Origin of the sequence: Paraburkholderia sp. USG1 (assembly GCF_031570135.1) — a bacterium.
Taxonomy (GTDB): Bacteria; Pseudomonadota; Gammaproteobacteria; order Burkholderiales; family Burkholderiaceae; genus Paraburkholderia; species Paraburkholderia dioscoreae.
In genome coordinates this window covers 35,516-62,169 of sequence record NZ_JAMWXW010000006.1, presented here as the reverse complement: position 1 = coordinate 62,169, position 26,654 = coordinate 35,516, and the positions used below count along the sequence as shown (strand labels likewise).

Genomic DNA, 26,654 nt, shown 5'->3' with positions numbered 1-26,654 from the left:
GCGCGCGGTCTTACTCAGCGCCGCGTTTGCGGAAAACCAGATCCCATACGCCGTGCCCGAGCCGCAATCCACGGCGCTCGAACTTCGTCACCGGACGGTACTCCGGACGCGGTGCATAGCCGTCGGCGGTGTTTTTAAGCGACGGCTCGGCGCTCAGTACTTCGAGCATCTGTTCTGCGTAGTTCTGCCAGTCGGTCGCGCAATGCAGATAGGCGCCCGGCTTCAGGCGCGATACGAGCAGCGCGACAAACTTCGACTGGATCAGCCGGCGCTTGTGGTGGCGCGCCTTGTGCCACGGGTCCGGAAAGAAGATGTGCACGCCGTCGAGGCTGTCGGGCGCGATCATCTGTTCGAGCACTTCGACCGCGTCATGCTGAATGATGCGGATGTTCGACAGGTTCTGCTCGCCCATCAGTTTCAGCAGCGCACCCACGCCCGGCTCGTGCACTTCGACGCCGAGGAAATCGTCGTCGGGACGGTGCGAGGCGATCTCCGCCGTGGTCGCACCCATGCCGAAACCGATTTCCAGCACGCGCGGCGCTTCACGGCCGAACACGCTGTTCCAGTCGGGTTGCTGCGGCGCGAAGGGCACCACGAAGCGTGGGCCGAGGTCGTCCATTGCGCGGCGCTGGCCGGTCGAGACGCGGCCGGCGCGCGTGACAAAGCTGCGGATGCGGCGCCGATGCAGGGCTTCTTCCTGCGGCGGCGCGTCGCCGACGGGCTGGTCTTCGGCTTCTGGGGAGGGTGTCGGAAGTTGGTCCGGCAGGCCGGCGTCGTTTGGATCGTGGATCATTGTCGATGCTGCTACAAGGGTAAGGGCTTCGCGGTTTGCCTGGCGTGCTGCGCGGCGCGTGTCCGCGCTCGCGCCGTATGTAGGGCCGCGAGTTGCACGCCAGGCACCGGCAGGCGCCTCGCTTACGGACCGCGGCGCCGGGGGCCGCCCCTAGGACAAAAAAGCCGCCTTCATGGAGGCGGCTCGTGCTGGATTCTGCTGAAGGCATCAGCAGGAAGGTGGAGCGGGCGTTGCAAGTGCGCGTAAGGTAGCACACCCGAAAAGGATGCGTCCAGACGGAGTGCGGGTGGTGGCGACTAGGGGGAGGCGGTGCCACCATTGCGTTTAAATAGCGAAATGTATATTCGGTTGAGTTAATAAATTTGTAAGGTATTTCCCGGGGGCCGATTATTTCGGCAAATACCAATCATCAGCGCGTGAGTCGCTTGACTAAGCTGCAGATCGCACGCGGTTATACGATGCCAATCGAAAAGGCGCCGCCCGTTGAACTCGGCATGCATTCGAAAATGCCGAGGCACCCTCGGCTATTTCGCCGGCTGCTATAGCAATGCCGCGTCTGCTGGCCGGTTTGGCAAGCGGATCAATTGTTGAGCTTGAGAAAAAGATTCTTGGCCGGGACGGACGGGAAGAGCGGTAGAGCCAGATCCTTTGACGAAGTTGCCGCTTGCCAACGGAGCATTCGGAAAGTATCTGGAGCGGGCGATGGGAATCGAACCCACGGCTCTAGCTTGGGAAGCTAGGGTATTACCATTATACGACGCCCGCAGAGCCCGCCATTCTACGCGCGTTTCGCATGATTTGGCAAACGAGGAGGTTGACCGCCCATCGGAAAGCTTATCTGCTGCGAAAACCCGTGTGCGGTGAATGCCGGTTTAGCGCCAGCTGCGTGGTGAATGTCTCCTGCCATCTCGGGCGTCTCTTCGAAATTTCTCCTCGGCGGCATCACCGGTCTTGACGGGCCGTCGTGCCATTCAACGCGCGTCGCCGCCTCCCATGTGGGCAATCGCGACCGCGCTTCGTACGCGTTATCGGGGGGCGCGAAGGCCGTGCAGACCGAGTCGCGACACAAACTCGCCGATTGCCGATCAGTTCGAAGAAATTGAACGCAGATGGAAGCGCGTATTAATACGAAACCAATCCATTAGAGCCGTCGGGCCAAATCCGATTTTGATTCGTTCTGCATCATATTCATTGGCATCAAAGGGCTGATCTCAAAAAATTCAAATAAATATTAAAGCTTATTGAAATCCCGCCGTTTACTCCCCTTGCGTCCTTTCCAATTGTTACAGCAATTCATGCGATTTCACTCCGTCAAGCGGATTGCTGGAATGATTTATCGAACTGGCGCTGACAGCAAACATCGAGATCAAATTACTAACTACGAACGGGCGCGACGCAGCGAATCTGATTGGCTGTGCAACCGCCCCAAAAACAAAAAATGGATATGAAAAACAAGGCTAAATTGACGTTATCTCTGCTCGCTTCGCTCGCTCTGGCAGCTTGCGGCGGCGGTGGTGGCGACGGGGGCAATCCGACGCCGACGCCTTCGGCCGGCAGCGCTTCGTCACCGTCGGTGGCGAGCGCTCCCGCCCCGGCTAGCGCGCCGGCTTCGTCGGCGGCCCTCAATGGCGAACCGTTGCCGAGTCTGTCCAGTCCGCAAAGCGGTTCGGCTGCGGCCGTGGGCAACGGTGTGGAAGGGATCTGGGTCACCCAGTCCGGCGTCGACAAGACCACGGCGCTCATCGATCCGCAGGGCAACATCTCTTACCTGGATACGGTAGCCGGTTTCGGCATCTCGCAATTCTTCGGCGTGCTCGCGGCCACCTCGCCGAACTGGACGCTCACCTCGGGCACCGCTTTCATCTCCAACTTCTACTATCCGACGACCTCCGGTTCGGGTTCTTTCGTCAACAAGCAGACATTCACCGGCACCTACGTCGAGAACGGCAACACGGTGAACCTGTCCTGGAACTACGATGCCGCGAATGCGCTCGCCGTGACGCAGTCGAGCGTGGCGGGCACGTGGGCGGAAACCGGGTCGTCGCTGACGATTGCAAGCGACGGCACACTAAGCGGCACCCTGAGCAATTGCCCGGTCTCCGGAACGTTGCTGCTCGCCACGCCGTCGTCGGCGAAGAACCTCTACACGTTGAGCGTGACCGGCACGACCGCGTCCTGCACGCTGAAATCCGGCGCGACATACTCCGGCAATGCCGCGATTACGTTCCTGCCGATCACGGGCAGCAATCTGTACGTCCGCACGATTTTCTTCATGATCAAGACGGCGACCAACACGACGGTCGCCTACGGTCAGTTGACGAAGCAATAAGCGAAACATGAAGCGAAGCCGCCGCCTGTGAGGGCGGCGGCTGAATGCGGCGGGCAGCGGGCGGCGTCAGATCACGAAGTAAGTCAGTTGCACGGCCGCGCGGGTGACCACCATCAGCAGTACCTGCACGATCACGAACAGCAGAATCGGCGAGAGGTCGATGCCACCGAGTTGCGGCACCACGCGGCGCAGCGGATTCAGGAACGGCGCCGTCAACTGGTACAGAATCGGCATGGCGGGCGAGCGTGGATTGAGCCACGACAGCAGCGCCATCAGGATCGTCATCCAGATGATCAGATTCAGTGCCCATTTAATCAGCGTGAGCACCGCGACGATCAGCAGCGTCGGCAGCAGCGTGAGCGGATCGGCGCCGGTCAGGACCACCATCAGCACCACATAGACGATGGCCGCGATCAGGGCGGCGACAAGGCTCGCCCAGTCGATCTTGCGCGTGCTCGGCAGGATATGCCGCAACGGCAGGACGATCCAGTTGGTGGCCTGCAGCACGGCGTTCGTGACGGGGTTGTAGGGCGGCATGCGCACGACCTGCAACCAGGCGCGCAGCAACAGCGCAGCGCCGAACAGCGTGAAGACGGTATTGAGCAGAAAACGGGCGATATCGCCAAACATCTCGTGTCCTTATCCTTCGGATGACGGCCGCCGACCGGCCGCAGGGTGCCGGCGCTTTTCGATCGGCGCGCCGGCGGTTTCATTTGGATTGCCCGCGCCCTTACTGCGGCAGAGCGCGTTATGCGTCGTCTCGAGCGGCCGTGCGGTGCCGCGATGCCACGGCTTGCAGGTCACGTTCGACGACGGCTATCGGTATTACAGGCCCGCATTCGTGCCGCGTCCGCTGGGCATCACACGGAAATCTTGATCTCGCTGATCAGGGTCGTGCCGTTGCCGGCGTCGGTGTAGTTCGGAATGTCGGCCATCAGTTGCTCGGAGACCGACTTGAAGACCTTGTAGAAGTCGTCCGTGCTGTCGAACAGGAAGTGACCCGCGGCGACATACGGCGGCGGCGTTCCGGGTGGTCCGGCGTTGATGCCGACGTCGACCGACCAGCCTTTCAGGGACGGCCCGAACAGCTTTGCCGCGAGCGGCATATGCGTGACGCAGTAATAGTCCACGTCGAAGTGGCCGTTTTCCCGATACGGATAAAGGATGCTGACCTTGATCATTGTGCGTTCTCGTCTGTTGGTCCCGATGCGCGGCGCTGGCGGATTGCGTGCGGCGCCGGACGTCACATTATCACGGCTTACTTGACGCTTGCACCTGCTGCGGCCTGATTCAGCGACCGGCTGAGCGATTCTTCCACGGCCTGAGAGATGGCTTCGATCGCGGCGGGCGGCGTGGCGCGCCGTTCAGCCAGTTCTACTGCGCGGCGCGTCAGCAATCCGTAGAGCGCGGCATGGTCGCCCCCGAGCCCTTCCAGCAACGCCAGCTGCTTGCGCACCACGCCCGTGTCGCCTCGCGAAACGGGGCCCGCGAGCGCGTTCGGCAGGCCTTTGTCGCGAGCGGTTTCGATGGTGCCGGAGAGCATCGGCAGCAGGGCGCGCAGCGCGTCGTCTTCGGCAAAGCCGAGCGTACGCCACAGCGCGACGCATTCCGCGAGGCTGCACAGCGCGAAGCTGGCGGCGTAGTGCGCGGCAGCGTGATAAAGCATGCGGCCGCCCGGCGGAATCGACAGCGGATGGCAGCGCAGCGCGACGGCCAGTGCCGTCAGTTCGTCCTTGAGCGCGCCATCGGCTTCGATCGTCACCGAGCAACCGGCGATGCGCTCGAGATCGGCGAGGTCGCCGCTAAACAGGTACAGTGGATGAAAACCGCCGATCGCGGCACCCTGGTCACGCGCCGGGGCGAGCAATTCGACCGGCGAGGCGCCGCTGCAATGCACGAGTGCCTTGCCGTACGGGCCAGCCGCACGGTCCGGAATGAACCGGAGTGTGTGTGCTGACGTACCGATGCTGTCGTCAGGAACCGCTAAAAAGACGATATCGGCGGCGTCGACCACCTGTTGAGGGTTGTCGAATGCCGCGCAATGCCCAATTTGACTGGCAAGCCGGCTGGCCGAGGCCGCCGAGCGGCTCGCTACCGCCGTGACCGGGTAACCGGCTCGTGAAAAGCACAGCGCCAGACAACGCGCGAGCCGGCCCGCGCCGATGAAACCGAGGCGCGGCAGAGAGGACTGGGACATGGTTGCCTGCTCCAGACGGAATATTTGACCGGGAAAGCAGAAGTATCGCGCATCCGTTGCGCTTGCGGCGCGGCTTGGCGGCGACTTTGGTCTGATCAGTGCGCGCACGATATGGCGCGTTTGGCCGGTCATGTGGCGCCATGCGCCCCGTGGGCTTGAAAACTGCTCACAATGGCCGCATTGGCTTTGTTAGCCGGTTTGGCAGTTGCTGTTCCGGGTATTTCGTCTCGCAGTCAGATTCGGGAGGTTCAAGATGAATATTTTTTCTTACCGAAAGCACTTGCGGTTCCTGACGCATGCACAGCGCCGTCGCTGGTGGGACCAGAAAAAGCGCCTGACGCCGCGCGTGCGGATCAGCGGCGCCTATGTGCCGCCGAGCGTGTCCCGCGAATTTGCATATGTGAAGGTCGGCTGAAACGGCGTCCTTTGCAGGTAAGAAATGCCCGGTCCATTGGCCGGGCATTTTTCATTTTGGGGCGTCCATTGACGACGTCAGGATTGAAGCTAATTTGTAATCAAAGATTACTGGAAGCGAATGTCTTACGGCCGCATAGGCGTATCGCGCCCCGCTGGGATCCGCTCATGCAGGCACAATCCTTGAGTTTTCAGTGCTTTGCGAAACCCGTCTGCGGCGCATTGCCTCAGCGTGTATTACGGGCTTTTGTGGTCAATTGCAATTTGCAACAAATGCGAACAGATACGCGCGGTCTTTTTCGATACATTGATTTCATGGCATGCAGCGCATGCGAAGTCGGCGACCTGGGTGGGCCGCGCTAGGAGAATAAAGTGAAAAAGATCGTTCCGTTTGTCGTTGCCGCAGCACTCGGCCTGGGACTCGCCGGTGCCGCTGAGGCGCACGTTTCTGTGGGTATCGGCATCGGGGTTCCGATGGCGCCGGCTTACCCGGTTTATGCCGCGCCGCCTCCGGTGTACTACGCGCCGCCTCCGCCGGTCTATGCCCCGCCGGTCGTCTACGCTCCGCCGCCTGCAGTGGTGGTAGGCGGATATTACGGCGGCTATGGCCGTCCTTATTATCATCACGGCTACTACCGCGGTTACTACGGCCACGGCTACTATCGCCGCTGATCGCGGACAGCAGGCATAAGGCTGTGTTGACGGCGTAACGCCGGCTTGATCGCCGGGTTACGCCGTTTGTGTTTTTGCTGCGCGTCCAACGTTCCAAACCTTCATCGAAGCTGGGAGAATGGCTGTTTCGCCACCGCTCTGGAGAGTTTCGCCGATGCAAGCGCTTCCCGCTCCCACTTTCGACGACGTACTCGACGCCTCAGCGCGTCTTGAAGGCGTCGCCCACCGCACCCCTGTTCTGACCTCCAGCACGTTTAACGAACGAACGGGCGCGTCGGTGTTCTTCAAGTGCGAGAATTTTCAGCGCATGGGCGCCTTCAAGTTTCGCGGCGCCTATAACGCGATCTCGCATTTCGACGCGGAGCAACGCAAAGCCGGTGTGCTGACGTATTCGTCGGGTAACCATGCGCAGGCAATTGCATTGTCGGCGCGCCTTGCCGGCATTCGCGCGACGATCATCATGCCGCACGACGCACCGGCCGCCAAAGTCGCGGCAACCAAAGGCTACGGCGGAGAAGTGATCACCTACGACCGCTACACCGAGAACCGCGAAGAGATCGGCCGGCGTCTCGCGGGGGAGCGTGGCATGACGCTGATTCCACCATACGATCATCCGCATGTGATCGCCGGGCAAGGCACGGCGGTGAAAGAACTGATCGAGGAAACCGGCCCGCTCGACATGCTGTTCGTGTGCCTCGGCGGCGGTGGACTGATCAGCGGCAGCGCGCTGTCCGCCGCGGCACTGAACCCGGCGTGCACGGTGATCGGCATCGAGCCGGAGGCGGGCAACGACGGCCAGCAGTCGCTGGCGCGCGGCGAGATCGTACATATCGACACGCCGCGCACGATCGCCGACGGCGCAGCCTCCACGCATCTCGGCGACTACACGTTTGCGATCATCCGCAAGCTGGTCGCGCGGATCGAAACGGTCAGCGACGAGCAGTTGATCGACACGATGCGCTTTTTCGCACAGCGCATGAAGATCGTGGTCGAGCCGACGGGGTGTCTCGGCGCGGCGGCGGTGCTCAACGGTATCGTGCCGGTGAAGGGCAAGCGTGTCGGTGTGGTGGTCAGCGGCGGCAACGTCGATCTGGAAAAGCTCGCGCAGTATCTCGCCTGATACGTCGCGTGGGCGGGTGTTGTCGCGCTCGCGGGACCTGATGACCTGATATGTGAATGTGACGCTTGATCGAACACGGCTCGCACGACGCGAGCCGTTGTTATATCAGCTTGCCGCGTGCGCGGTTTGCACGATCAGGTCGCGATAGCCGTTGACGATCACGCTATACGAGAAGTAAGCAAACAGCAGCGCGGACAGCACGTGACAGGCGCGCAGCAAACCGGTGCCGGCGCGTTTGCGTCCGTGACTGCCGAGTCCGCAGATAAAGATCGTCCAGCACAGACCGCCGAGAAAGAATCCACCGAGAAACACCGGCGCGGTCGTCACGCTCGTGGCGCCGGCTTTCGCGATCAGCGCGCCGCCCACCGCAGCGAACCAAAGAATCGCCGAAGGCGACGATATGGCCAGTAAGACGCCGCGCAAAAACCCGCGCCACGCTGACAGATGCGGCGCATTTGCGTCCGCCTCGCAGGCCACCGCGGGCGCCGTGGCCGGATACATTGCTTCGCGCGCCATCTTCCAGGTCAGGAAAAGCAGGATTGCCGCGCCACCAATCCACACTACCCAGCGCACCGATTCGAACTGCAGTAACGCAGCCATGCCAGCGAGCGCGAGCGCCGCATAGATCAGATCGCCGATACACGAGCCGAGACCGAGCCAGAAGCCCGGTTTGAAGCCATGCGAAAGCGTCAGGGAAATCATGGCGACGTTCACGAGACCGATATCCAGACACAGCGACAACGACAGAAAAAATCCATCCGACATCATTGAAAAGGCATGCATCCGCGCAACTGCTCCGTTCGTTCTGTTATTTCACGCTTGTTGTACGGCCTGCCTTAGAGGCCCAACTCGTTCCACAAGGAATCGATGCGCTGTTTGACCGCGGCGTCCATGACGATTGGGCGGCCCCATTCGCGGTCGGTTTCGCCTGGCCATTTGTTGGTCGCGTCGAGACCCATCTTCGATCCGAGTCCGGCCACGGGCGAGGCGAAATCCAGGTAGTCGATCGGCGTGCGGTCCACCAGCACCGTGTCGCGCGCCGGATCGATGCGCGTGGTGATCGCCCAGATCACCTCCTTCCAGTCGCGGATGTTCACGTCCTCGTCGACCACGACAATGAACTTCGTGTACATGAATTGCCGCAAGAAACTCCACACGCCGAACATCACGCGTTTGGCATGACCGGGGTAGCTCTTCTTCATCTGCACGATGGCCATGCGGTAGCTGCAGCCTTCGGGCGGCAGATAGAAGTCCGTGATCTCGGCGAACTGCTTCTGCAGCAGCGGCACGAACACTTCGTTGAGCGCGACGCCAAGTACAGCGGGCTCATCGGGTGGTTTGCCGGTGTAGGTGGAGTGATAGATCGCGTCGCGCCGCATGGTGATGCGCTCGACGGTGAAAACGGGGAACCACTCCTGCTCGTTGTAATAGCCGGTGTGGTCGCCGTACGGGCCTTCCAGCGCATGTTCGTACGCCGCCGAAGCGCCCTTGAGCGGACGCGGCGGCGCGCCTGCGGGAGCGGGCGAGGGCGCGCCCTCCTGCGGATAGATGAAGCCTTCCAGCACGATCTCGGCGCGAGCGGGCACCTGCAAGCCGTCGACGCCCGGCGTGAGGCACTTCGCGAGCTCCGTGCGGCCGCCGCGCAGCAGGCCGGCGAACTGGTATTCGGAGAGCGTGTCGGGCACCGGCGTGACCGCGCCGAGGATCGTCGCCGGATCTGCGCCCAGCACGACGGCCACTGGATACGGCTTGCCCGGATTCTGCAGCGCGAACTCGCGGAAATCGAGCGCGCCGCCGCGATGCGCGAGCCATCGCATGATCAGTTTGTTGCGCCCGATCAGTTGCTGGCGATATATGCCTAAGTTTTGTCGGGACTTGTTGGGGCCTTTTGTCACGGTCAGGCCCCATGTAATCAGAGGGCCGGCGTCGCCCGGCCAGCAGGTCTGAATGGGCAGCCTGGCGAGGTCGACATCGTTGCCTTCCCAGACGATTTCCTGGCAGGGCGGCGCGCTCACGGTTTTGGGCGCCATGTCCCAAACCGCCTTTGCGAGCGAGAACAGTTTGCCGGCGTCCTTGAGCCCTTTCGGCGGCTCGGGCTCCTTCAATGCGGAGAGCAGGCGGCCCACGTCACGCAGCGACTCGAGCGCGGCGCCGTCGCCTTCACCTGCTTGCGCGTCGACCCCCATACCCAGCGCGACCCGCCGGGGTGTGCCGAACAGGTTGCCGAGCACGGGGAACGCATGCTGCGCCTTGCTCTCAAACAGCAGAGCGGGACCGCCGGCGCGCAGCACGCGATCGCATAACTCGGTCATTTCCAGGACAGGTGAAACGTTTTGCGAGATACGGCGCAGTTCACCGATCGTCTCTAGACGGCCGACGAAATCGCGCAGGTCTTTGTATTTCATCTGGTGCGGTTCAGTGCCGCGCAAGCGGCGGGAAGGAGAGGCGCGACAGGGCTTCGCGGCGCCAGAACAATTGTCGATTTTACCTGTGTTGGCAGTCGCACGTGGATTGGCCAAACGGGCTAGGCGAGACGGAGGAATCGAGATCGCTCAAAAGGCGCATGCCGCGCGGTTCTTGACCGACTGAACACCGTTCGTTATTACAATTAGTTATACATTTGCCTATCTATAGTGTTGACGATCTATAAAACCCTGCATAGAATCCGTCCACATTGGTTGCAGGGCGTGAACCTTTTTACCACTGCCCCCGGTCCCATCAGACGCAACGCGTCACCGTTTACCGAACCCCTGCACGGTATCCGACGGCCTTATTGAAGTTCTCGCCAGCGCCAACTGACGCTGGTTTTTCGCGTGGGAGCCACCGTCCGCATGCTTTTGACATGCCGCGGACCTCTATCAGGACGGCTCCCCACAAACGGTATTTGCCGTTTTCCCGACGTCGCTGCTGCCCTAACCAGACAGAGCACGCGATGTCTTGACTCTGCGAACGTGCGTTACCGCCTCTTCATCCGGCGGAGTTCGCGGATCATGCAACATGGGAGATCTGAATGAACGCCTGGTTATCGTGGCGTCCCGATGAGCGTATTGCGCAGGTTGTGCGTGGTGTGCTGCGTCGCGGGACGCGAATGAGTCATCATCTGTTCAGCATCGTCGGCGGTATCGCCGTTGTGCTGACCGTCGCACTGTGGCTGATGCCGGCCCTGCGCGGCACGCTAGCCGCCAAACTGATGCCGGTCATCTCGGCTGCCGTGCAAGCCGGTCCCGCCCGTTTGCTGCAGGGCAACCCGCTGCCGGCTTTCGGACCGCCGGGCGGCGCGTCTTCCGACGACTCGCTGTCCGCCAGCTCTAACGGCTCCGACGCCGCCAGCGGCACGAGCAACGGTAGCAACGGCAACGCTGGCGTTACCGCGAGCAACACCGGCTTTGACGGCGCATTCGACGCCACCGGTTCGACCGGCATGGGCGTCGCGGCGCTCAATGGCCTCGATCCCCGCACCATGCAAAGCGTGACCGCGCTGGCGCGGCTGATTCCGTCGCAGCGTGTATCCGCCGACGCGCGCGACGACCGCGTGCTGGTTTCGACCCGCGAGCAGGATCTGGTTGCGTCCTATCTGGCACGGCGCTATCGCGTCGCTCAGGAGCCCGTCAGCGAGCTCGTGAAGGCCGCATTCGACACCGGCCGCGAAGTCGGTCTCGATCCGCTGCTGCTGCTGTCGGTGATGGCGATCGAATCCGGTTTCAACCCGTACGCTGAAAGCGGCGTCGGCGCGCAAGGCCTGATGCAGGTCATGTCCAAGGTGCACTCCGACAAGTTCCAGTATTTCGGCGGCCAGAGCGCGGCGCTCGAACCGGTTGCGAACATCAAGGTGGGCGCACTGGTGCTGAAGGATTGCATCGCACGCGGCGGCTCGCTGCCGGGCGGCTTGCGCCTGTACGTCGGTTCGTCATCGCAGGACGATGGCGGTTACGGCGCCAAGGTGATGGCCGAGCGTGGCCGTCTGCGCGACGTGGCGCGTGGCCGCAAGGTTCCGGTCAACGCGCCGCAGGCACCGGTTCTGACCGCGTCGACCAATAGCAGCGCGGCTGCCGCGCCTGCCAGCAACGGCAAACGTGTGCAGGTGACGCTCGAGGGTAGCCACCCGTTGAGCGCGTCGACTTCGGTGAAGACGCCGGTTTCCGAGCAGGACGACGCGAGTTCGAACGTCACGAAGCACGTGGCATCGGCTTCGGAGTTGGGCGCTTGAGGTTCGTGGCGTAAAGCTGGCGGCTCGGCAGGAGCAGCAACAAAAAAGGACACTCGGATGAGTGTCCTTTTTTTTGTGTGGTGGTTGAGAGCGCCGTTGCTTCGCTCAGCCTTTCCCGAAGAGCTTCGCTAACCGGTCGACCGCTTCTTCCAGCTTTGGATAGGCCGTGGCGTACGACAGCCGGATATAGTCCTTCGGCGCGTGCGTACCGAAATCCATGCCCGGAACCAGCACCACGCCCGCATCGTGCAGCATGGCTTGGGTGAGCGCCGCGCTGTCGCCGGCGGCAGGATGCGCGACCGTGCGGCAATCCGCGTATACGTAGAAAGCGCCGTCCGGCATGACCGGCACCGAGAAGCCGAGCGATTGCAGTGCCGGCGCGATGAAGTCACGGCGACGCTTGAATTCCAGACGCCGCGCTTCGTAGATTGCGATCGTGTCCGGTTCGAAGCAGGCGAGCGCCGCGTGCTGGGCCAGCGCGGAGGCGCAGATGAACAGGTTTTGCGCGAGCTTTTCGAACGCGCTGACCATGCCGGGCGGGACCACCAGCCAGCCCAGACGCCAGCCCGTCATGTTGAAGTACTTCGAGAAGCTGTTGACGGTGACGACGTCGTCGCCGAATGAGAGCGCCGAGACGGGCTTCGCGTCGTAGCTCAGGCCCTGGTAGATTTCGTCGACGATGGTGAAGCCGCCACGTGCCCGTACGGCCTTGACGATGCGCTCCAGCTCATCCGGCTCGACCGACGTGCCGGTCGGATTCGACGGCGACGCGAGCAGCACGCCACGGGTGCGCTCGTTCCAGAGCCGCTCGACGTCGGCGGCGGTCAACTGGAAACGTTCCGCTGGGCCGCTCGGCACCATTACCGGTTTGCCTTCGGCGGCGATCACGAAATGACGGTTGCATGGATAGCACGGGTCGGGCATCAGCACTTCGTCGTCGCGATCCACCAGCGCCGCGCAAGCCAGCAGCAATGCCGCCGATGCGCCGGCGGTGACGACGATCCGCGCCGGATCGACGCTGACACCGTAGAAGTCGGCGTAATGCGCCGAGATCGCTTCGCGCAGCGCGTGCAGGCCAAGCGCGTTGGTATATTGCGTGACGCCGCGGCGCAGCGCGTTCGCGGCTGCCTCGATAACCGGCTCGGGCGCCGTGAAATCAGGCTCGCCGATTCCCATGTGAATGATGTCGCGCCCGTCGCGTTCGAGAAGCGCGGCTTCCTTGGCCAGCTCCATTACATAGAAAGGCTGGATGGCATCCACGCGTGCAGCAAGCCGCACCAGGGGTTCCGTCACGGAGTTCATACGATCAAATCCAGTTCAGAAGCAAAAGCGGGACGGCTTATTGCGCGTACGCTCATGCGCAGCACGCCGTCCTTGCAAGCAGTTTCGTTGCGTTGCATCCAGCAAAGCGCGCGACGGAATCGCACCGTAGTCATGCGCCTCGCGCTCAACGCTTGCGAGCCGCCTGCGTTTCGTCCACGCGCAGTTGGGCCGACAGCTTGTCCAGCACGCCGTTCACGTACTTGTAGCCGTCCGCGCCGCCGAACGTCTTGGCGAGTTCAACCGCTTCGTTGATGACCACGCGATAAGGGATATCGACGTGATTCTTCAGTTCGAACGCGGCGACCAGCAGCACGGCGCGTTCGACGGGCGAGAGCTGCTCGATCGGGCGGTCGAGACAAGGAACGATGTCCGCGGACAGTGCTTCCGAATCGCGGATCACGCCGTGCAGGAGGGCGTTCAGATGTTCGTGGTCAGCCTTGTCGAAGCCTTGCGCACCGCGCAGCTGCGCGTCGATTTCACCGCCGGGCGAGCCCGACAGCAGCCACTGGTAAAGCCCCTGCGTGGCCAGTTCGCGGGAGCGTCGGCGAGCGCTCTTCATGCCTCTTCCTCTTCGTCTTCTTCTTCGTCGTCGCCGCCGAGTTGTTCGAGCGCGACCGCGAGATTCGCCATTTCGACAGCCACGCGCGCTGCGTCGCGACCCTTCTCGGTCATGCGTGCAACGGCTTGCTCGTCGTTTTCGGTAGTCAGCACCGCGTTCGCGACCGGAATGCCGAAGTCGAGGCCGATACGCGTAATGCCCGCGCCGCTTTCGTTCGAGACCAGTTCGAAGTGGTACGTTTCGCCGCGAATCACCGCGCCGAGCGCGATCAGTGCGTCGAATTGCGCGCTTTCGGCGAGCTTTTGCAACGCCAACGGGATTTCCAGCGCGCCCGGCACCGTGACGAGCAGCACGTCTTCCCCGGTTACGCCGAGGCGTTCGAGTTCTTCGATGCAGGAGTCCGCGAGACCATTGCAAACGGGTTCGTTAAAGCGCGCCTGGACGATGCCGATACGCAGTCCGTCGCCGTCGAGGTTCGGTTGATATTGTCCGATTTCCATGTGAATTCCGTAGTGTTTTGAGTAAGCGCCAGGCGCGAGAATGGTCGGATCAGCCTTGTTGCGGAGCCTGTGCGGTGCTGCCTGGCATCGGCACGAAGCCCGTGACTTCGAGACCGTAGCCCGACATGCTGCCCAGCTTGCGCGGGTTCGACAGCACCTGCATCTTGCCGACACCGAGCTCGCGCAGAATCTGCGCACCGATGCCGTACGTCTTGAAGTCGACCGGGCGGCGTTTGAGCGCCTCGGCTCTTTCCTTCGAGTCGAACGCTTTGAAAACGTCGATGAGATGGTCTTTCGAGTCGCCGCAGTTCAGCAGCACGATCACACCGCAGTCGCGTCTGGCGATCTCTTTCATGGCCGCGTCCAGCGTCCACGAGTGGGTGGATTCGCCCACTTCGAGCAGATCCAGCACCGATAGCGGTTCATGCACGCGCACCAGCGTGTCCTGATCCGTACACGGCGCGCCGCGCACCAGTGCGATGTGTGGCTGGCCGCTCGGCTGGTCGAGATACATGACTGCGCGAAACGCGCCGTGCGCCGTCTGCATGGTGCGCTCGCAAATGCGCTCGACGATCGATTCCGTGCGGCTGCGATAGTGGATCAGATCCGCGATCGTGCCGATTTTCAGGCCGTGTTCCTTCGCGAATTCCATCAGGTCCGGCAGGCGCGCCATCGTGCCGTCGTCGTTGATGACTTCGCAGATCACCGCGGCCGGCGTGAGGCCTGCCAGCGCGGTGAAATCGCAGCCCGCCTCGGTGTGGCCGGCGCGCACCAGCACGCCGCCGGGCTGGGCCATGATCGGGAACACGTGGCCCGGCTGCACGATGTGCTCGGCTTTGGCGTCCGGCGCGACCGCGGTGGCGATCGTGCGGGCGCGGTCGGCCGCCGAGATGCCGGTGGTGACGCCTTCGGCCGCTTCGATACTGACGGTGAACGCCGTGCCGTACTGGGTGCCGTTGCGGTAGGTCATGAGCGGCAGGTTCAGCAGCTTGCAGCGTTCCTGCGTAAGCGTCAGGCAGATCAGGCCACGGCCGTAGCGGGCCATGAAGTTGATCGCTTCCGGCGTGACGAATTCGGCGGCGATCACGAGGTCGCCCTCGTTTTCGCGGTCTTCTTCGTCGACGAGGATCACCATCCGGCCGGCTTTCAGTTCGGCGATGATCTCTAGAGTGGAGGCGAGCGTCATGAGTTGGCGAGAGTTTCGAAGAAAGCGCGTATTTTACGCCACGCGCGTCGCCAAGTCGCCTCCGCCGAACGGCATAGGCCGTTTGGCCGACTGGCGATGAGCCGTCGGCCGTTGCTATGCTCGTTGAAAACGATGGACGCATGAACCGGCTGAAAGCGGCGGAGCGCCGCCGCCAGCGCATGCGTGGCCGGGTTGCGGTCTGTTATTTCGGTGCGTTCAGCATCCGCTCCACTCACCGCGCAACTATGTCGAGTCCGACCGGAAACGCTTGCTGTATAAGGCTGAGGCGCGAAGCCGCGGCCAGTATACCGTCAGAAATAATGTCATTTAACGGCTGCTGTATGGAGAGACGTCAGCAGACGGTGATGGATGCACCATTGCAGGCAGTCGGTGTGATGCATTCTTGAATGAATCATAGGCTTGCCACCGTGAAAGTCGAGCCTCCTTTCGTTGAAGCCGAATTTCACGACCCTGCGATTTCAAATTATGGCCGCTGGCGCTGGAGCGTCAGTCGGCTCTCAACAAAAGACATTGGCACATATACGAACGAGGCGAACGAGGGCTCATTTTTTGCCGGAGTGTTCGTCCACGCCACCCGATCGCAGCCAATCGACGAAATCCCTCATATGCACAGGCTTATCGGCATCCAGCGGCACCAATGCAAAGTAAGTCGCTCCCTTCGAGGTCAGATCGGGAAAAGGTTTCTGTAGACGCCCTGCAGTGCAGTCGGCATCGAGCGTTGGAAATGGTCCGATACCAAAACCCAAGCCGTCGACCACGGCCTGCAAGGTCACAAAAAAGTGATCGAATCTCAAGGTTCGACTGGCTCGAAGCGAGGGTTGACCGACGGCTTGAGTCCATCTCTCCCAATCGCTCGGACGAGATTCCGTGGTAAGCCATGTTTCGGCGGCAAGTTGTTCGACCGACGAGATCGTGGTTTGCTCGATCAGCGCCGGGCTCGCGATCACCGTGTTGCGCTCCTCAAATAATGGCCATGCCTGATATTGCCCGTCCGCGGGTACTTCGCGACGAATCGCCAGATCGAAACTGCCGCGCAGTGCGGAATCGGTCGTCAGCGTCGTGGAGACGCGCACATCTACATCTGGGCAGATTTCCGTGAACAAGGGCAGGCGAGGAATCAGCCAGCGCATTGCGACCGTCGCCGGCGCGCTGACCCGAATTACTTTACGGTGCTGGCTCTTGCCATAGCGTTCCGCCGCGTCCGCAATGTGGTCGAAAGCCGCGCTGATTTCTCGGGCAAAGGCTCGTGCGTGCCCGGACGCGACCATGCGTTGCCCATCGCGCACGAACAGAGGCTGGCCGAGCCAGTCTTCAAGGATGGTGATATGACGGCTCACGGCGCCGTGCGTCAGGTTGAGCTCACGCGCGGCTGCTGAGTAGCTGCCTGCGCGCGCGGCGACTTCGAACACGCGGAGGGCGTTGAGTGGGGGAAGCTTCGATCGCATGTGTGAGTTTATTTGGCGTAATCCGGATAATTTTGTCGATTGTGTGAGTAAATTGATCATCATACGCTGACGTCATTCCACTCAGAAAGGTGTCCCCATGACCCAGCAGATCACCGTCAACTCTCGAACTTATCAATTGCCCTCTGCGCCGACGATCGTGGTGTGTGTCGACGGCTGCGAGCAGGAATACATTAATCAGGCGATCTTGGCCGACAAAGCGCCGTTTCTGGCCAGCTTGCGTTCGTTCGGCACCGTGCTGGCCGGGGACTGCGTCGTGCCGTCGTTCACCAACCCGAACAATCTGTCGATCGTCACGGGCGCGCCGCCGTCGGTACATGGTATTTGCGGCAATTTCTTTTTCGACGAGGAGACGCAGACGGAAGTCCTGATGAACGACGCCAAATACCTGCGCGCGCCCACCATTCTTGCGGAGATGGCTCGCGCGGGTCAGCGCGTCGCCGTCGTTACCGCGAAGGACAAGCTGCGCAGTCTGCTCGGACACCGGCTGGAAGGGATCTGTTTTTCGGCTGAAAAGGCCGACCAGGTGAACCTCGACGAGCACGGTATCAGGAACATCGTGGCGAGAGTCGGCATGCCTGTGCCGTCCGTGTACAGCGCAGAGCTTTCGGAGTTCGTGTTTGCCGCTGGGCTTTCCATCTTGCGTGAAGAGCGCCCTGATCTGATGTACCTCTCTACAACAGATTACGTCCAGCATAAGCACGCTCCCGGCACGCCAGAAGCCAACGGTTTTTACGCGATGATGGACGGTTACCTGGCGCGCTATCACGCCGAGGGCGCCGTGTTGGCCACCACGGCTGACCACGGCATGAATGCGAAGACCGATGCCATTGGCCGGCCAAATATCGTGTTTCTGCAAGATAGGCTCGATGCGCGATACGGCGCGCACGCGACGCGTGTGCTCCTGCCAATCACTGATCCGTATGTCGTGCATCACGGCGCGCTCGGCTCCTACGCTACGGTGTACCTGCGCGATCAAGACGAACAGAAACAGCGCGACGTGGCAGCGTTCCTCGCGGCTATCGACGGCGTCGAGGCGGTATTGACCCGTGCACAGGCTAGCGAGCGATTCGAGTTGCCGTCCGACAGGATCGGTGAACTCGTGGTGCTCGGCGAAAGGCTCACGGTGCTCGGCAGCGCAGCCGACAAACATGACCTGTCCGGGCTCACCATGCCGCTGCGCTCTCACGGCGGTGTGTCCGAACAGAAAGTGCCGCTCATTTTCAATCGCAAGCTCGGTGGCAACGACGGCACGCGGCGCTTGCGCAATTTCGATGTCATCGATCTCGCACTCAATCACCTCGTCTGATAACGAAAAACGGTTAGCACGGCAAAGACCGCGCGCCCCATGGAGACAGTAATGCCCACAGATACGCCTGATTGGGCACAATGCAGCTCGGCTGGGTCTGGATCTTCCGTCTCGCGCCGCTTTCCATGCTGCTGGGCGCACTGGTGTTGTTGCTATTTGTTTCTGAACGACCGGAGGCTCAGCATCTGCCCGCTGCTGAAAAATCGGAAGAGGCGGCCTCTCCAGCGGAGTCGGAGGATGAGCTGACGAGCGCGCAGCGATACGCGCTCGTGATGAAGAACTGGAGGCTCTACATCACGGGTCTCGCAATCGGCTTCCAGAACGCAGCACGGTACGCGTTGGTGGTCTGGGTGCCGGTCCATTTTCTCGGCATGGACTGGAAGACTTCATCGGCGCTGATCGACCCGAAGTGGATCACGGTCGCGTTACCGGTAGGCATGGCGCTCGGCTCGCTGTCGAATAGCTGGATATCCGACGTATTGTTTCAAGGGCGCCGCTATATGGCGATCGTCTGGTACATGGTGCTGGCCTGCGCGACGGCGATCTTCATGATGTTCGTGCCGCACGGTAGTATGTTTGCGATCGTGCTTCTGTTTTTGTGCGGCTTTTTTGTCTTCGGGCCGGCATCCTCTTTCTGGGCCTTGTGTCCTGATATTTTCGGGCGCCGCGCTGCGGGGACAGCAACAGGTGTGCTCAACACCATGTCGTACATGTTCGCTGGCATCGGCGAACCGGTTATCGGCCACATTATCGATACCACCGGCCATACGTCGATCATCTTTCCGACTGTCGCAGGGCTTTGCGCAGCAAGCGCAGCGCTTTCGATGCTGATCAAGCGCTGACGAATCGCGTCGTGCGAACCGGGATGGAATTCTCGATGCGTTTCTATTGCTACAAGTCGATTCGTGGACGGCCGTTTTTATCTCGGGAGCGGCCGTTTAGTGCGCGATGACTCGAATGGCCGAGTTGGGTCTTGGATTCAAGGTCGCGTGCTGCCGATCGACGCCAGGAAGTGCTCCGCACCATCAACGCGCTCGTTGAGCGAGCGCGGGGCGCCCACGTACCGGTCATCTGGGTCCGTCACTCCGACGAAGACCTGGAAGCTGGAAGTAATGCGTGGCAGATCGTCGACGGACTTTCGCCAGGACCGGAGGAAGTGATTATCGAAAAGCATTACCGCGACGCGTTCGAAGGCACCGACCTCGAACAGGCCTTATCGAAGCTCGGCGTTGGCAAACTCATCGTGACCGGAGTGCAAACGGACATGTGCATTCGCTCGACAGTGCACGGCGGCCTTGTGCGCGGCTACGACGTAACTCTGGCCAGCGATGCGCACACGACCGAAGACATGACTCGATGGGGCGCGCCACCGCCGGCCAGCGTGATCGCGCACACAAATCTTTACTGGAGCAATCAACGCGCGCCGGGGCGCGCGGGCGGCATCGTAGCGGGCAAAGACGTCGATTTTGGACTCTTCGCTGGTTGATGAAGGACGAACGAAGTAAGCTGCCTGGGTATCGAGCCGTAGCATTATCTTGCTGACCACTGTCCACCCTGAACAGCCGCTTTTACCTGCCCCTCCTCAACGGCCGCTTTAGCAGCCGGAACAGCCGCGCTTCTGAGGCATTTCCTTGCGATCCCAAGGCGGTTCATCGCCGAACGTCTCGGCGAGGTAATCGACAAACCGGCGCACCTTGAGCGGTATGCGCCGCGCGCTCGGATAAACCGCCTGAATCGTCAGATCAGCCGCACGATAGGCCGGCAGCAGCGCTACGAGTTCTCCGCTTCGGATGTGCGCTCCGAATACGAAGGTCGGACCGTACACGATGCCCGCTCCGGCAATAGCGGAGGCGAGCAGCATCTGGGTGTTGTTGGCCGTCATTCGGCAAGGTCCGTCGATGACGTGCGCGCGGTTTTGCCTGTCGTGCAATGTCCAGTCTCCGGCCGACACGGCCTCGCTGAACGCAAGTCGTTGCGCGCGCAGCAAGTCGTCCGGCTTGCGCGGCGTTCCGTGGCGCTTGAGGTAGGCGGGAGACGCACACACAACCATCCGGCACGGCGCAAGCCGGCGCGTCACAAGTCCCGGATCCTCCAGTTTTCCGATCCGGATTGCGACGTCAACGCCCGCATCGATGAGATCGACGTAGCGGTCTCCGAGCAGCACTTCCACGTTGACATGCGGATGGTCCTCCATGTAGCGCGCCGCAACCTCGCCCAAGTGCATCGCACCGAACGTGACAGGCGCTGCGATGCGCAGCACACCGCGCGCCGTGCCTTGCGAATCGCTCGCTTCCCGCTTCGCTTCGTCGAAGGCTTCGAGAATCCGCTTGCAGCGTTCGTAGTAAGTCTGGCCGGTATCGGTCAGCCTCAAGCGCCGTGTGGTGCGGTGGAGTAGCTGTGCATTCAGTTCGGCCTCGAGGGCGCTCACGTGCTTGCCGGCCATCGCTGCCGATAGTCCGAAGCGGCGCGCCGCCGCGGCAAAGCTGCCTTCCTCGACAGCGGCGACGAATACTCCGAGGCTCGTGAGCCGGTCCATTTTGCCCTCCCATTCGATAGCAGCATTATCGACTGAACACACCGATCTGGTAATTATCAAACTGAAGACTTGAATCTACTATGCGGGCATCAGCTAACGGACAAGGGGCACGAAAATGGTAATCAAGTCGAACGACACGCGGATTCACGTCACGCAGCGGGGCAGCGGCGAGTTGGCGCTGGTGTTCCTGCACTACTACGGCGGCTCGTCGCGCACATGGGATGCGGTATCAGGCGAATTGTCCGACCGCTATCGAATCGTTGCCACCGATCACCGGGGCTGGGGTGATTCCGAGGCGCCCGCCGACGGCTACCGCATTGCCGATCTCGCCGCGGATGCCGAAGGCGTTATCGAAGCGCTGGGGCTGCGGCGCTACGTTCTAGTCGGTCATTCAATGGGCGGGAAGGTTGCTCAACTTATCGCATCGCGCCGGCCGGGCGGGCTCGAAGGTCTTGTGCTCGTCGCGCCGTCGCCGCCGTCGCCGATGCTCCTTTCTGACGAGCAACGTGCGACCTTGACCGGCGCGTATCAAACGCGCGAATCGGTGGAATTCGTTATCGATCACGTCCTGACAGCAAAGCCGCTCGACGCCGCTCGCCGCGAGCAAGTCATCGAGGACAGCCTGAGGGGCGCACCGGAGGCTAAAGCGGGCTGGCCAAACGTGGCCATGCGCGAAGACATTACCGAGGCGACGGCGGCAATCGACGCGCCGACCATCGTCATCTCCGGCGAGCTTGACCAGGTGGATCGCGTCGCAACACTGCAGGCGGAGCTGCTGCCTCGCATCCCGCACGCGGCGATGCACGTCCTGCCCGGCACGGGACACTTGTCGCCGTTGGAGGCGCCCGCCGAGGTGGCGCGGCTCATCGCGCGATTCGCCGCAGCGATCGAGAGCAAGTCAGCCGTGTGTAACTCGCCCGAGCAGATCCCGGTCGCTTTCGATGCGGCGCTGAACGCGGGCGATCTCGATGCCCTGCTCGGTACGTTTAGCAATCTGGCCACGATGCGGATGACGAATGGCGAGGTGGTACAGGAAAGCCCCGCCGGTTTGCGCGTCGGCCTCGCTCAGTTGCTGGCACTGCGCCCGCACATCCGTAACGAAGTGCGTCGTGTACTGACGAGCGGCGACATAGCCCTCGTCCTGCTCGACTGGACCCTGAACGTGACGCTACCGGACGGTCACGAGCACGAAGAGCGCGGCACTGCTACGCAGGTTATGGAAAAGGGGCGCGACGGTGGGTGGAGACTGCGGATCTCCAATCCGCTTGGGCTGAACTGAATGGCACCGGAATCCCGTCTACGAGCCGCGATGGAACCTGAACGATGAACGCGTCGGCATCGATCTTCAGGCTGTGCTCGTAGCTGACTCGATAATCATATGGGTATGGTGCGGCCTGCGGTCGGGGCGGGTAACTAATGTGGCGTTCGGCTTGCAGTTTTTCACTGTCCAGCGGCATACGTAGAAAGCAGCAAAAAGTCGCGAATTCTCCGCGCGATTATGTTGAGTCTGGCTGAAAACGCTTGGCTTGTATAGGTAAGGCTGCGAAGCGTCGCCAGTATACCGTCAGAAATACCGTCACTTGACGGTGTCTGCAGCGAGACACTGGTAGACGGTGCTGGATTGGCGTTTCCGCACGGCGCAGGTCGGGCAATGGCACAGAACTGCGTGGGCCGGTTCGACGGGCTCATTTCGACCTGAAGAGGCACTCCGCGAACTGGGGTGAGCGGCCGATCAAGAGAGAGAGGCGCGGACATTCGTTGGCGCGTGGTCCTTGACCCGCTTGTCGGACGGCTGCGCACTTACCACGTATATTTGACGCCCGCGCGCACCGCATACTGGTAGTAACTCTGCTGCCCCCAGGCGCCGGAGACGTTCGTCCACCCAGTCCACCGCTTTCCGAGGTCAGCGTTGACGCCTACCTTCACTTCGAACTGGTTGTGCGGATACATCGTGCCGACCGGCACCTGATTGAAGCTCACACTGCTGGTCGTATCCGTATACCACCAGTTCAATGTGAGGTATGGCTGCACCTTACGGTCGTCGGCCCTCTCCCATGTGCGGCTGGTGCGAACGCCAAGCCGCGTGATGACGCCGTTCGAATCCGCTCCGCTGATGCGTGTGCCGTTAGGCTCCGTGATGTCGTTCTCGTTGTAGTCGATATAGATGAGTTGTGCCTGGGGTTCGACGACCCAATCGTGCGGCAGAGGTAGCGCATATCCGACTTCGCCCGACGCGCCAAGGCCATGCGCATGATACTGGACCGTCGGCAGCAGATCGCCTTCGACCTGGTTCGTGAACCATCCGTACTGAAACCAGGTGTCGACATAGGCGCCCAGCTTCCGTTCGTCGTTCTGGTACCAGGTGCCATAAGCACCAACGGACCAGCCTTCGACGTTGCCCTTGGCATGGGCCGGATTGCCCTGCGCTTCGGCATCGGTGCTGGCGTTGCCGTAGCTCGCCATGACGCCAACGTGCAGCCTGTCGGTCTCACTCGCAAGCTTCCATTTTGCGATTTCGAGGCCGCCGTTCAGCAGGAATGAGTCAGTGCTGGTCTTGAAGATTCCGTTACTGCTTTCGGACCCTTCCCATCTTCCCACCACCCGTAGCCAACCGGACTGTGGTTTGTCGGATGCGGGATCGAAACCCTGTCCTTCGACGTACTGAGGCTCGCCCAGGCGGTCGTGCAGGCTATGGACGAACATCATCCCCGCGACCCGCTGATTCGCCAGATAGGCTCCCACCTCCGGCCGATACAGCGGGGCGCCGGGCGTTGGCTCGGGCGGTCCAGGTGGTTCGGGGTTTGGCGGAGGCACCGGAGACTCTTCCGAGCGCAGATACCATGCATCGGTCGCGGTTCCCTGGTCGTTCCCACGGAATAGCCTGTATTCATAGGGGCCCGCTACGGCACGTCCATTCAGCGCAAATGCATTTGGATCGCTCGCTGCGGGCGACTTGTCGAGAATGTCCACCACGGCTATCCCGTTATCGCTCGTGACGGCGCCGACGCCACCGATGTTATTGACCTGGATGCGGGTCGGACCTCCCGGACCGGTGCGGGTCGAATCGACCACCAGCATGTCGGACTGGCTGTGTGCGCCACCTTGATTGAGCACCGTGTTCAGCTTCAGCGTGCCACCGTTCGACACGAATACGCCACCGCCGTCCTGGCCAGCGGTCTGTCCGCCGCCGATGACAAGTACATTGCCCACCGCACGAGCGCCACCCGTGAGATCGATCATGCCGCTGTTCGTGAACGTGTTCACGCCAAGTATCTGCCCCTGCACCGCGCCACCCGGCAGGGGCGTGTTGCTCGCCTGACCCAGAGGTAGATATGCACCTGCCGCGTTGAAAGTGCTCATGTCACCCGATGGCTGAGCATTCAGATTGAGCGTGCCGATATTGTTGACCGCGTTGCCGCCGCTCGTCCCCAGGTTGCTCACCGCGACGTTCCAGGTGTCCCGTGTGCCGGACCCAACGCTGTCGACGAAACTGCGCAGATTCCAGATGCCACTGTTGTTGACGGTGACCTTCGACGTTGTCGCATTGACCACGCCGGTTATCTCGCCCGAGTTGGCGAAGCTGAATACCGATGGCGAACCCGCGCTGACCGTCGACAGCGGCGTTGGCGCGGCGACCAGTGTTGGGTCGATCGGTTGAAGCACGACGTTGTCGGCAGATCCGAGGCCGGAGGTATCGGCAAGTACCGCAACGTCGCTCAGTGCCTGGATGCTCGACGTGTTGCTCAGCGTCTGGGTTGCGCCACCGAGCGAAACTCCGACGCTCGCCCCCCAGCCCGCGCTCACCGGCGCGCTGTTGCGGATGTCGACGGAGCCGCCTTGCGTACGTCCATCGATGCCGGTTGAAGTGGTTCCGCGCGTGGTGACCGAGCCCTCGTTGACGATCGAGATAGATGCGGCGCCCGCCCCCTCGGCGAGAATGCCGGCGCTCCCGGTTGCGCCATAGGTCTGAATGGCGCCCTGGTTCGAGATAGTTTGTGTGCCCGTTGACGAGCGCGTGTGAATGCCCTGCTGTCGGTTGCCCCGGGCGACGAGCGCGCCGGTGTTGGCCACTGTTAGTGTACCCAGGCCAGTTCCTGTATATGCATTGGCTGCAAGGATTGCCGCGCCGGTTCCGTTCACGTCGATGCCGGAGCCCGTGAACGTAACGCTGACATCGCCGCCCTGGCTGTACCCCTGGAGACCGAACGACGAGATACCGGTGCCGTCGCCGCTGCCCGCGTTGGAATGAGTGATGATATTGCCCTGCGCAGTGATGCCTACCGTCCCGGTTGCGGATGTCGCAGTGGCATAAATGGCATTGGCCAGGGTGTTGAAGGTCTCGATCTGGTTGCCCGTGTAGATTACCTGAACGTTTCCGCCGCTCGAATCGGCGCGAATTCCGCCGGCACCCGAGCCTTGTACGGTGATGTTGCCGCCATAGTTCACCGTAGCGTTCCCGAGTTCGGTACCGACGAGTATTCCCTGACCGCGCGTCGTCAATGGGTTACCGAGCACTGAGATGTTACCGTTGCCCGTAACAATGACGCTACCGTTGCCTCTGCCCGTTAGAAACATGGCTCGCGATCCGTCCACTGCGCTCGCGCCGCCGACTGTCAACTCGCCATTGTTTTCGACCGAGATAGGACCAGCCGTATTGGTGTTGTCGTTTGCATAGATACCGTGAGCGGCAGAGCCGGTCGTTGTGATCGCTCCAGCGTTTGAGATATCGATCGCGCCGCCGCCAGACGTGGAACGAATACCGAAGCCGTTCAGGCCGTCAGTGGTGATTGAGCCGGTGTTGTGAACTGAAACGGAACCGGTCGCGCCCTCGGTATAGATGCCGAATGCATTGGAGCCATGGGCTTGAATCGTGGCCGCGTTGTCGATTGTCGTGGCGCCCGATCCTGTGGAGCGGATGTGGAGGCCAGCATGGTTGCGCGCTCCAGAGGCGGAATTGGTGTTATCGACCGACAGCGTAACTCCGCTGCCCGTCTGCGCATTGACCGTGCCAGTATTAGCCGCTTTTATCCATAACGCATTACCGCCCGCGGTGGAGATCGTGCCGCTGCCGTTGTGAACTACCGAAGCGTTACCGCTCCCTGTGCTGGCGACGTCGAGGCCGTCGTGCTCGTCCCCGGTTACGGCATTGGTGATGTTCAGCGTCGCGCCGGGGGCCACGGAAACGCTCGCACTTCCCGCCGAATTGTTCGATATGGCAACCCCATCCTGACTAGTGCCCTGCATCGTGATCGCGGTCGTGCCGCTCTGGAAGACGGCAGAGGCGTTCCCTGTGCCGCTCGTCACGCGAACCTGCACCCCGTTTGCTGCGGCGCCGCCGCTATTGGTGACCGTTGTGCCCGACAAGGACGCCGTCGCATCGGCGGCGCGGGCGGTGACGTTGATACTCGTTCCGGTGGGGGTCGTGAACGTCGTACCCGTCGTCGTCGTAACGGTCGCGGGCGTTCCGACCGCCGGCGTGCAGACAGCGCTGGCATAGATGCCAGAGGCCAACCCGCAAGGCGCAGTCTGAGCTCGCGCCGCAGTGGAGCAGAAAAAAATTGCCCCGACCTCTGTCATCAGGATTACTGACGAGCGCGCTGGTAGTTCGAATTTCACGTTCAAGGCCAACTTTCTTGAGGTCGACTTCATCCGGCTCTCCTTCAACGAATGCGCGTCAGAAGGCGAATCGAAAGGAATGATAGGACAAATCGCAAGAGAAGATCGCGATTTAATCGGATGAAGACATCCAGTCGTCAGCTGATCGTTGCCTGGCGGGAGGTTCGCAACAAATAGACAGCAGGTGCCCTACTAGGTAAAAGACTACTGAAATGGGCCGCGCGTGTTCGATTCACAGGGTGAGCACGGATACCGATGTCAAGCTGCGTACGGTGGCGAAAATCGACCTTGATGGGAAGGCAACTTTCCTGTCGACCGGCCATACGAAAAAGCAGGTCAACAATCTACAAACCCGGCGGCGCGCTTGAGTCGTGCGCTGAGCATCTGGAAAGGTCCAATTGCCATCCAG

22 protein-coding genes and 1 tRNA gene are annotated in these 26,654 nt (G+C 61.7%); 9 read left to right on the top strand and 14 right to left on the bottom strand.

What is annotated here, in order from left to right:
* Positions 1–10: 10 nt before the first annotated feature.
* The gene (gene trmB, locus NE850_RS09890) at positions 11–793 is read right to left on the bottom strand and encodes a tRNA (guanosine(46)-N7)-methyltransferase TrmB (RefSeq protein ID WP_007180660.1); all 783 of its coding nucleotides are present in this window, start codon (positions 791–793) and stop codon (positions 11–13) included.
* A gap of 691 nt (positions 794–1,484) precedes the next feature.
* Positions 1,485–1,558: transfer RNA gene (locus NE850_RS09885), tRNA-Gly, on the bottom strand.
* 673 nt (positions 1,559–2,231) lie between these two features.
* Between NE850_RS09885 and NE850_RS09880 the strand changes: the two genes are divergently transcribed.
* Positions 2,232–3,122 (top strand): hypothetical protein, encoded by an 891-nt coding sequence (locus NE850_RS09880; protein WP_007180739.1) that lies wholly within the window; start codon positions 2,232–2,234, stop codon positions 3,120–3,122.
* 66 nt (positions 3,123–3,188) lie between these two features.
* On the opposite strand, the gene NE850_RS09875 is transcribed toward NE850_RS09880, so the two are convergent.
* From NE850_RS09875 to NE850_RS09865, 3 genes are all read right to left on the bottom strand, one after another.
* Entirely contained in the window at positions 3,189–3,752 is a 564-nt protein-coding gene (locus NE850_RS09875; protein ID WP_007180740.1) for a YggT family protein, read from the bottom strand.
* Between the two features lie 230 nt (positions 3,753–3,982).
* The gene (locus tag NE850_RS09870; protein WP_007180741.1) at positions 3,983–4,303 is read right to left on the bottom strand and encodes an EthD family reductase; all 321 of its coding nucleotides are present in this window, start codon (positions 4,301–4,303) and stop codon (positions 3,983–3,985) included.
* A gap of 77 nt (positions 4,304–4,380) precedes the next feature.
* A complete protein-coding gene (locus tag NE850_RS09865; RefSeq protein WP_007180742.1) occupies positions 4,381–5,319 on the bottom strand; it encodes a Rossmann-like and DUF2520 domain-containing protein in 939 nt (312 codons plus the stop codon).
* A 253-nt stretch (positions 5,320–5,572) separates the two neighbouring features.
* On the opposite strand from NE850_RS09865, the gene NE850_RS09860 reads away from it, so the two are divergent.
* The 3 genes from NE850_RS09860 to NE850_RS09850 all read left to right on the top strand — a co-directional run bounded on the left by NE850_RS09860 (position 5,573) and on the right by NE850_RS09850 (position 7,525).
* The gene (locus NE850_RS09860; protein WP_007180743.1) at positions 5,573–5,734 is read left to right on the top strand and encodes a hypothetical protein; all 162 of its coding nucleotides are present in this window, start codon (positions 5,573–5,575) and stop codon (positions 5,732–5,734) included.
* 371 nt (positions 5,735–6,105) lie between these two features.
* On the top strand, positions 6,106–6,405 hold the full coding sequence (locus NE850_RS09855; protein ID WP_007180744.1) for a hypothetical protein: 300 nt from the start codon (positions 6,106–6,108) through the stop codon (positions 6,403–6,405).
* A 154-nt stretch (positions 6,406–6,559) separates the two neighbouring features.
* Complete coding sequence (locus tag NE850_RS09850; RefSeq protein WP_007180745.1) at positions 6,560–7,525, top strand: threo-3-hydroxy-L-aspartate ammonia-lyase; 966 nt, start codon at positions 6,560–6,562, stop codon at positions 7,523–7,525.
* Between the two features lie 105 nt (positions 7,526–7,630).
* Here the strand turns inward: NE850_RS09850 and NE850_RS09845 are convergent, their stop codons facing one another.
* A complete protein-coding gene (locus tag NE850_RS09845; RefSeq protein ID WP_007180746.1) occupies positions 7,631–8,308 on the bottom strand; it encodes a LysE family translocator in 678 nt (225 codons plus the stop codon).
* A 53-nt stretch (positions 8,309–8,361) separates the two neighbouring features.
* Entirely contained in the window at positions 8,362–9,930 is a 1,569-nt protein-coding gene (gene ubiD / locus NE850_RS09840; RefSeq protein ID WP_165186894.1) for a 4-hydroxy-3-polyprenylbenzoate decarboxylase, read from the bottom strand.
* 605 nt (positions 9,931–10,535) lie between these two features.
* Here ubiD and NE850_RS09835 point away from each other — a divergent pair.
* Positions 10,536–11,732 carry a lytic transglycosylase domain-containing protein gene (locus tag NE850_RS09835; RefSeq protein WP_007180748.1) on the top strand — a complete coding sequence of 399 codons (1,197 nt, stop codon included), beginning with the start codon at positions 10,536–10,538 and terminating at the stop codon, positions 11,730–11,732.
* A 105-nt stretch (positions 11,733–11,837) separates the two neighbouring features.
* Here NE850_RS09835 and NE850_RS09830 read toward each other — a convergent pair whose 3' ends face one another.
* The 5 genes from NE850_RS09830 to NE850_RS09810 form a co-directional block, all read right to left on the bottom strand.
* Positions 11,838–13,034, bottom strand: a complete 1,197-nt coding sequence (locus tag NE850_RS09830) for a pyridoxal phosphate-dependent aminotransferase (protein WP_007180749.1) — start codon at positions 13,032–13,034, stop codon at positions 11,838–11,840.
* Positions 13,035–13,179: 145 nt separating this feature from the next.
* Positions 13,180–13,614 carry a transcription antitermination factor NusB gene (gene nusB, locus NE850_RS09825; RefSeq protein WP_007180750.1) on the bottom strand — a complete coding sequence of 145 codons (435 nt, stop codon included), beginning with the start codon at positions 13,612–13,614 and terminating at the stop codon, positions 13,180–13,182.
* Entirely contained in the window at positions 13,611–14,114 is a 504-nt protein-coding gene (gene ribH, locus NE850_RS09820; protein ID WP_007180751.1) for a 6,7-dimethyl-8-ribityllumazine synthase, read from the bottom strand. Before ribH ends, nusB begins: the two co-directional genes overlap by 4 nt.
* 49 nt (positions 14,115–14,163) lie before the next feature.
* Entirely contained in the window at positions 14,164–15,300 is a 1,137-nt protein-coding gene (gene ribBA, locus NE850_RS09815; RefSeq protein ID WP_007180752.1) for a bifunctional 3,4-dihydroxy-2-butanone-4-phosphate synthase/GTP cyclohydrolase II, read from the bottom strand.
* A gap of 563 nt (positions 15,301–15,863) precedes the next feature.
* A complete protein-coding gene (locus NE850_RS09810) occupies positions 15,864–16,766 on the bottom strand; it encodes a LysR substrate-binding domain-containing protein (protein WP_007180753.1) in 903 nt (300 codons plus the stop codon).
* A 97-nt stretch (positions 16,767–16,863) separates the two neighbouring features.
* On the opposite strand from NE850_RS09810, the gene phnA reads away from it, so the two are divergent.
* The 3 genes from phnA to NE850_RS09795 all read left to right on the top strand — a co-directional run bounded on the left by phnA (position 16,864) and on the right by NE850_RS09795 (position 19,579).
* Positions 16,864–18,093, top strand: coding sequence for a phosphonoacetate hydrolase (phnA, locus tag NE850_RS09805; protein WP_007180754.1), 1,230 nt, complete (start codon positions 16,864–16,866; stop codon positions 18,091–18,093).
* Positions 18,094–18,173: 80 nt separating this feature from the next.
* Positions 18,174–18,935 carry an MFS transporter gene (locus tag NE850_RS09800; protein WP_035517929.1) on the top strand — a complete coding sequence of 254 codons (762 nt, stop codon included), beginning with the start codon at positions 18,174–18,176 and terminating at the stop codon, positions 18,933–18,935.
* A gap of 131 nt (positions 18,936–19,066) precedes the next feature.
* Positions 19,067–19,579, top strand: a complete 513-nt coding sequence (locus NE850_RS09795; RefSeq protein ID WP_007180755.1) for an isochorismatase family protein — start codon at positions 19,067–19,069, stop codon at positions 19,577–19,579.
* Between the two features lie 108 nt (positions 19,580–19,687).
* Here the strand turns inward: NE850_RS09795 and NE850_RS09790 are convergent, their stop codons facing one another.
* Entirely contained in the window at positions 19,688–20,629 is a 942-nt protein-coding gene (locus tag NE850_RS09790) for a LysR family transcriptional regulator (protein ID WP_007180756.1), read from the bottom strand.
* A gap of 115 nt (positions 20,630–20,744) precedes the next feature.
* On the opposite strand from NE850_RS09790, the gene NE850_RS09785 reads away from it, so the two are divergent.
* Positions 20,745–21,908, top strand: a complete 1,164-nt coding sequence (locus NE850_RS09785) for an alpha/beta fold hydrolase (protein WP_007180757.1) — start codon at positions 20,745–20,747, stop codon at positions 21,906–21,908.
* Positions 21,909–22,429: 521 nt separating this feature from the next.
* On the opposite strand, the gene NE850_RS09780 is transcribed toward NE850_RS09785, so the two are convergent.
* Entirely contained in the window at positions 22,430–26,278 is a 3,849-nt protein-coding gene (locus NE850_RS09780) for an autotransporter outer membrane beta-barrel domain-containing protein (protein WP_007180758.1), read from the bottom strand.
* Between the last annotated feature and the right edge of the window lie 376 nt (positions 26,279–26,654).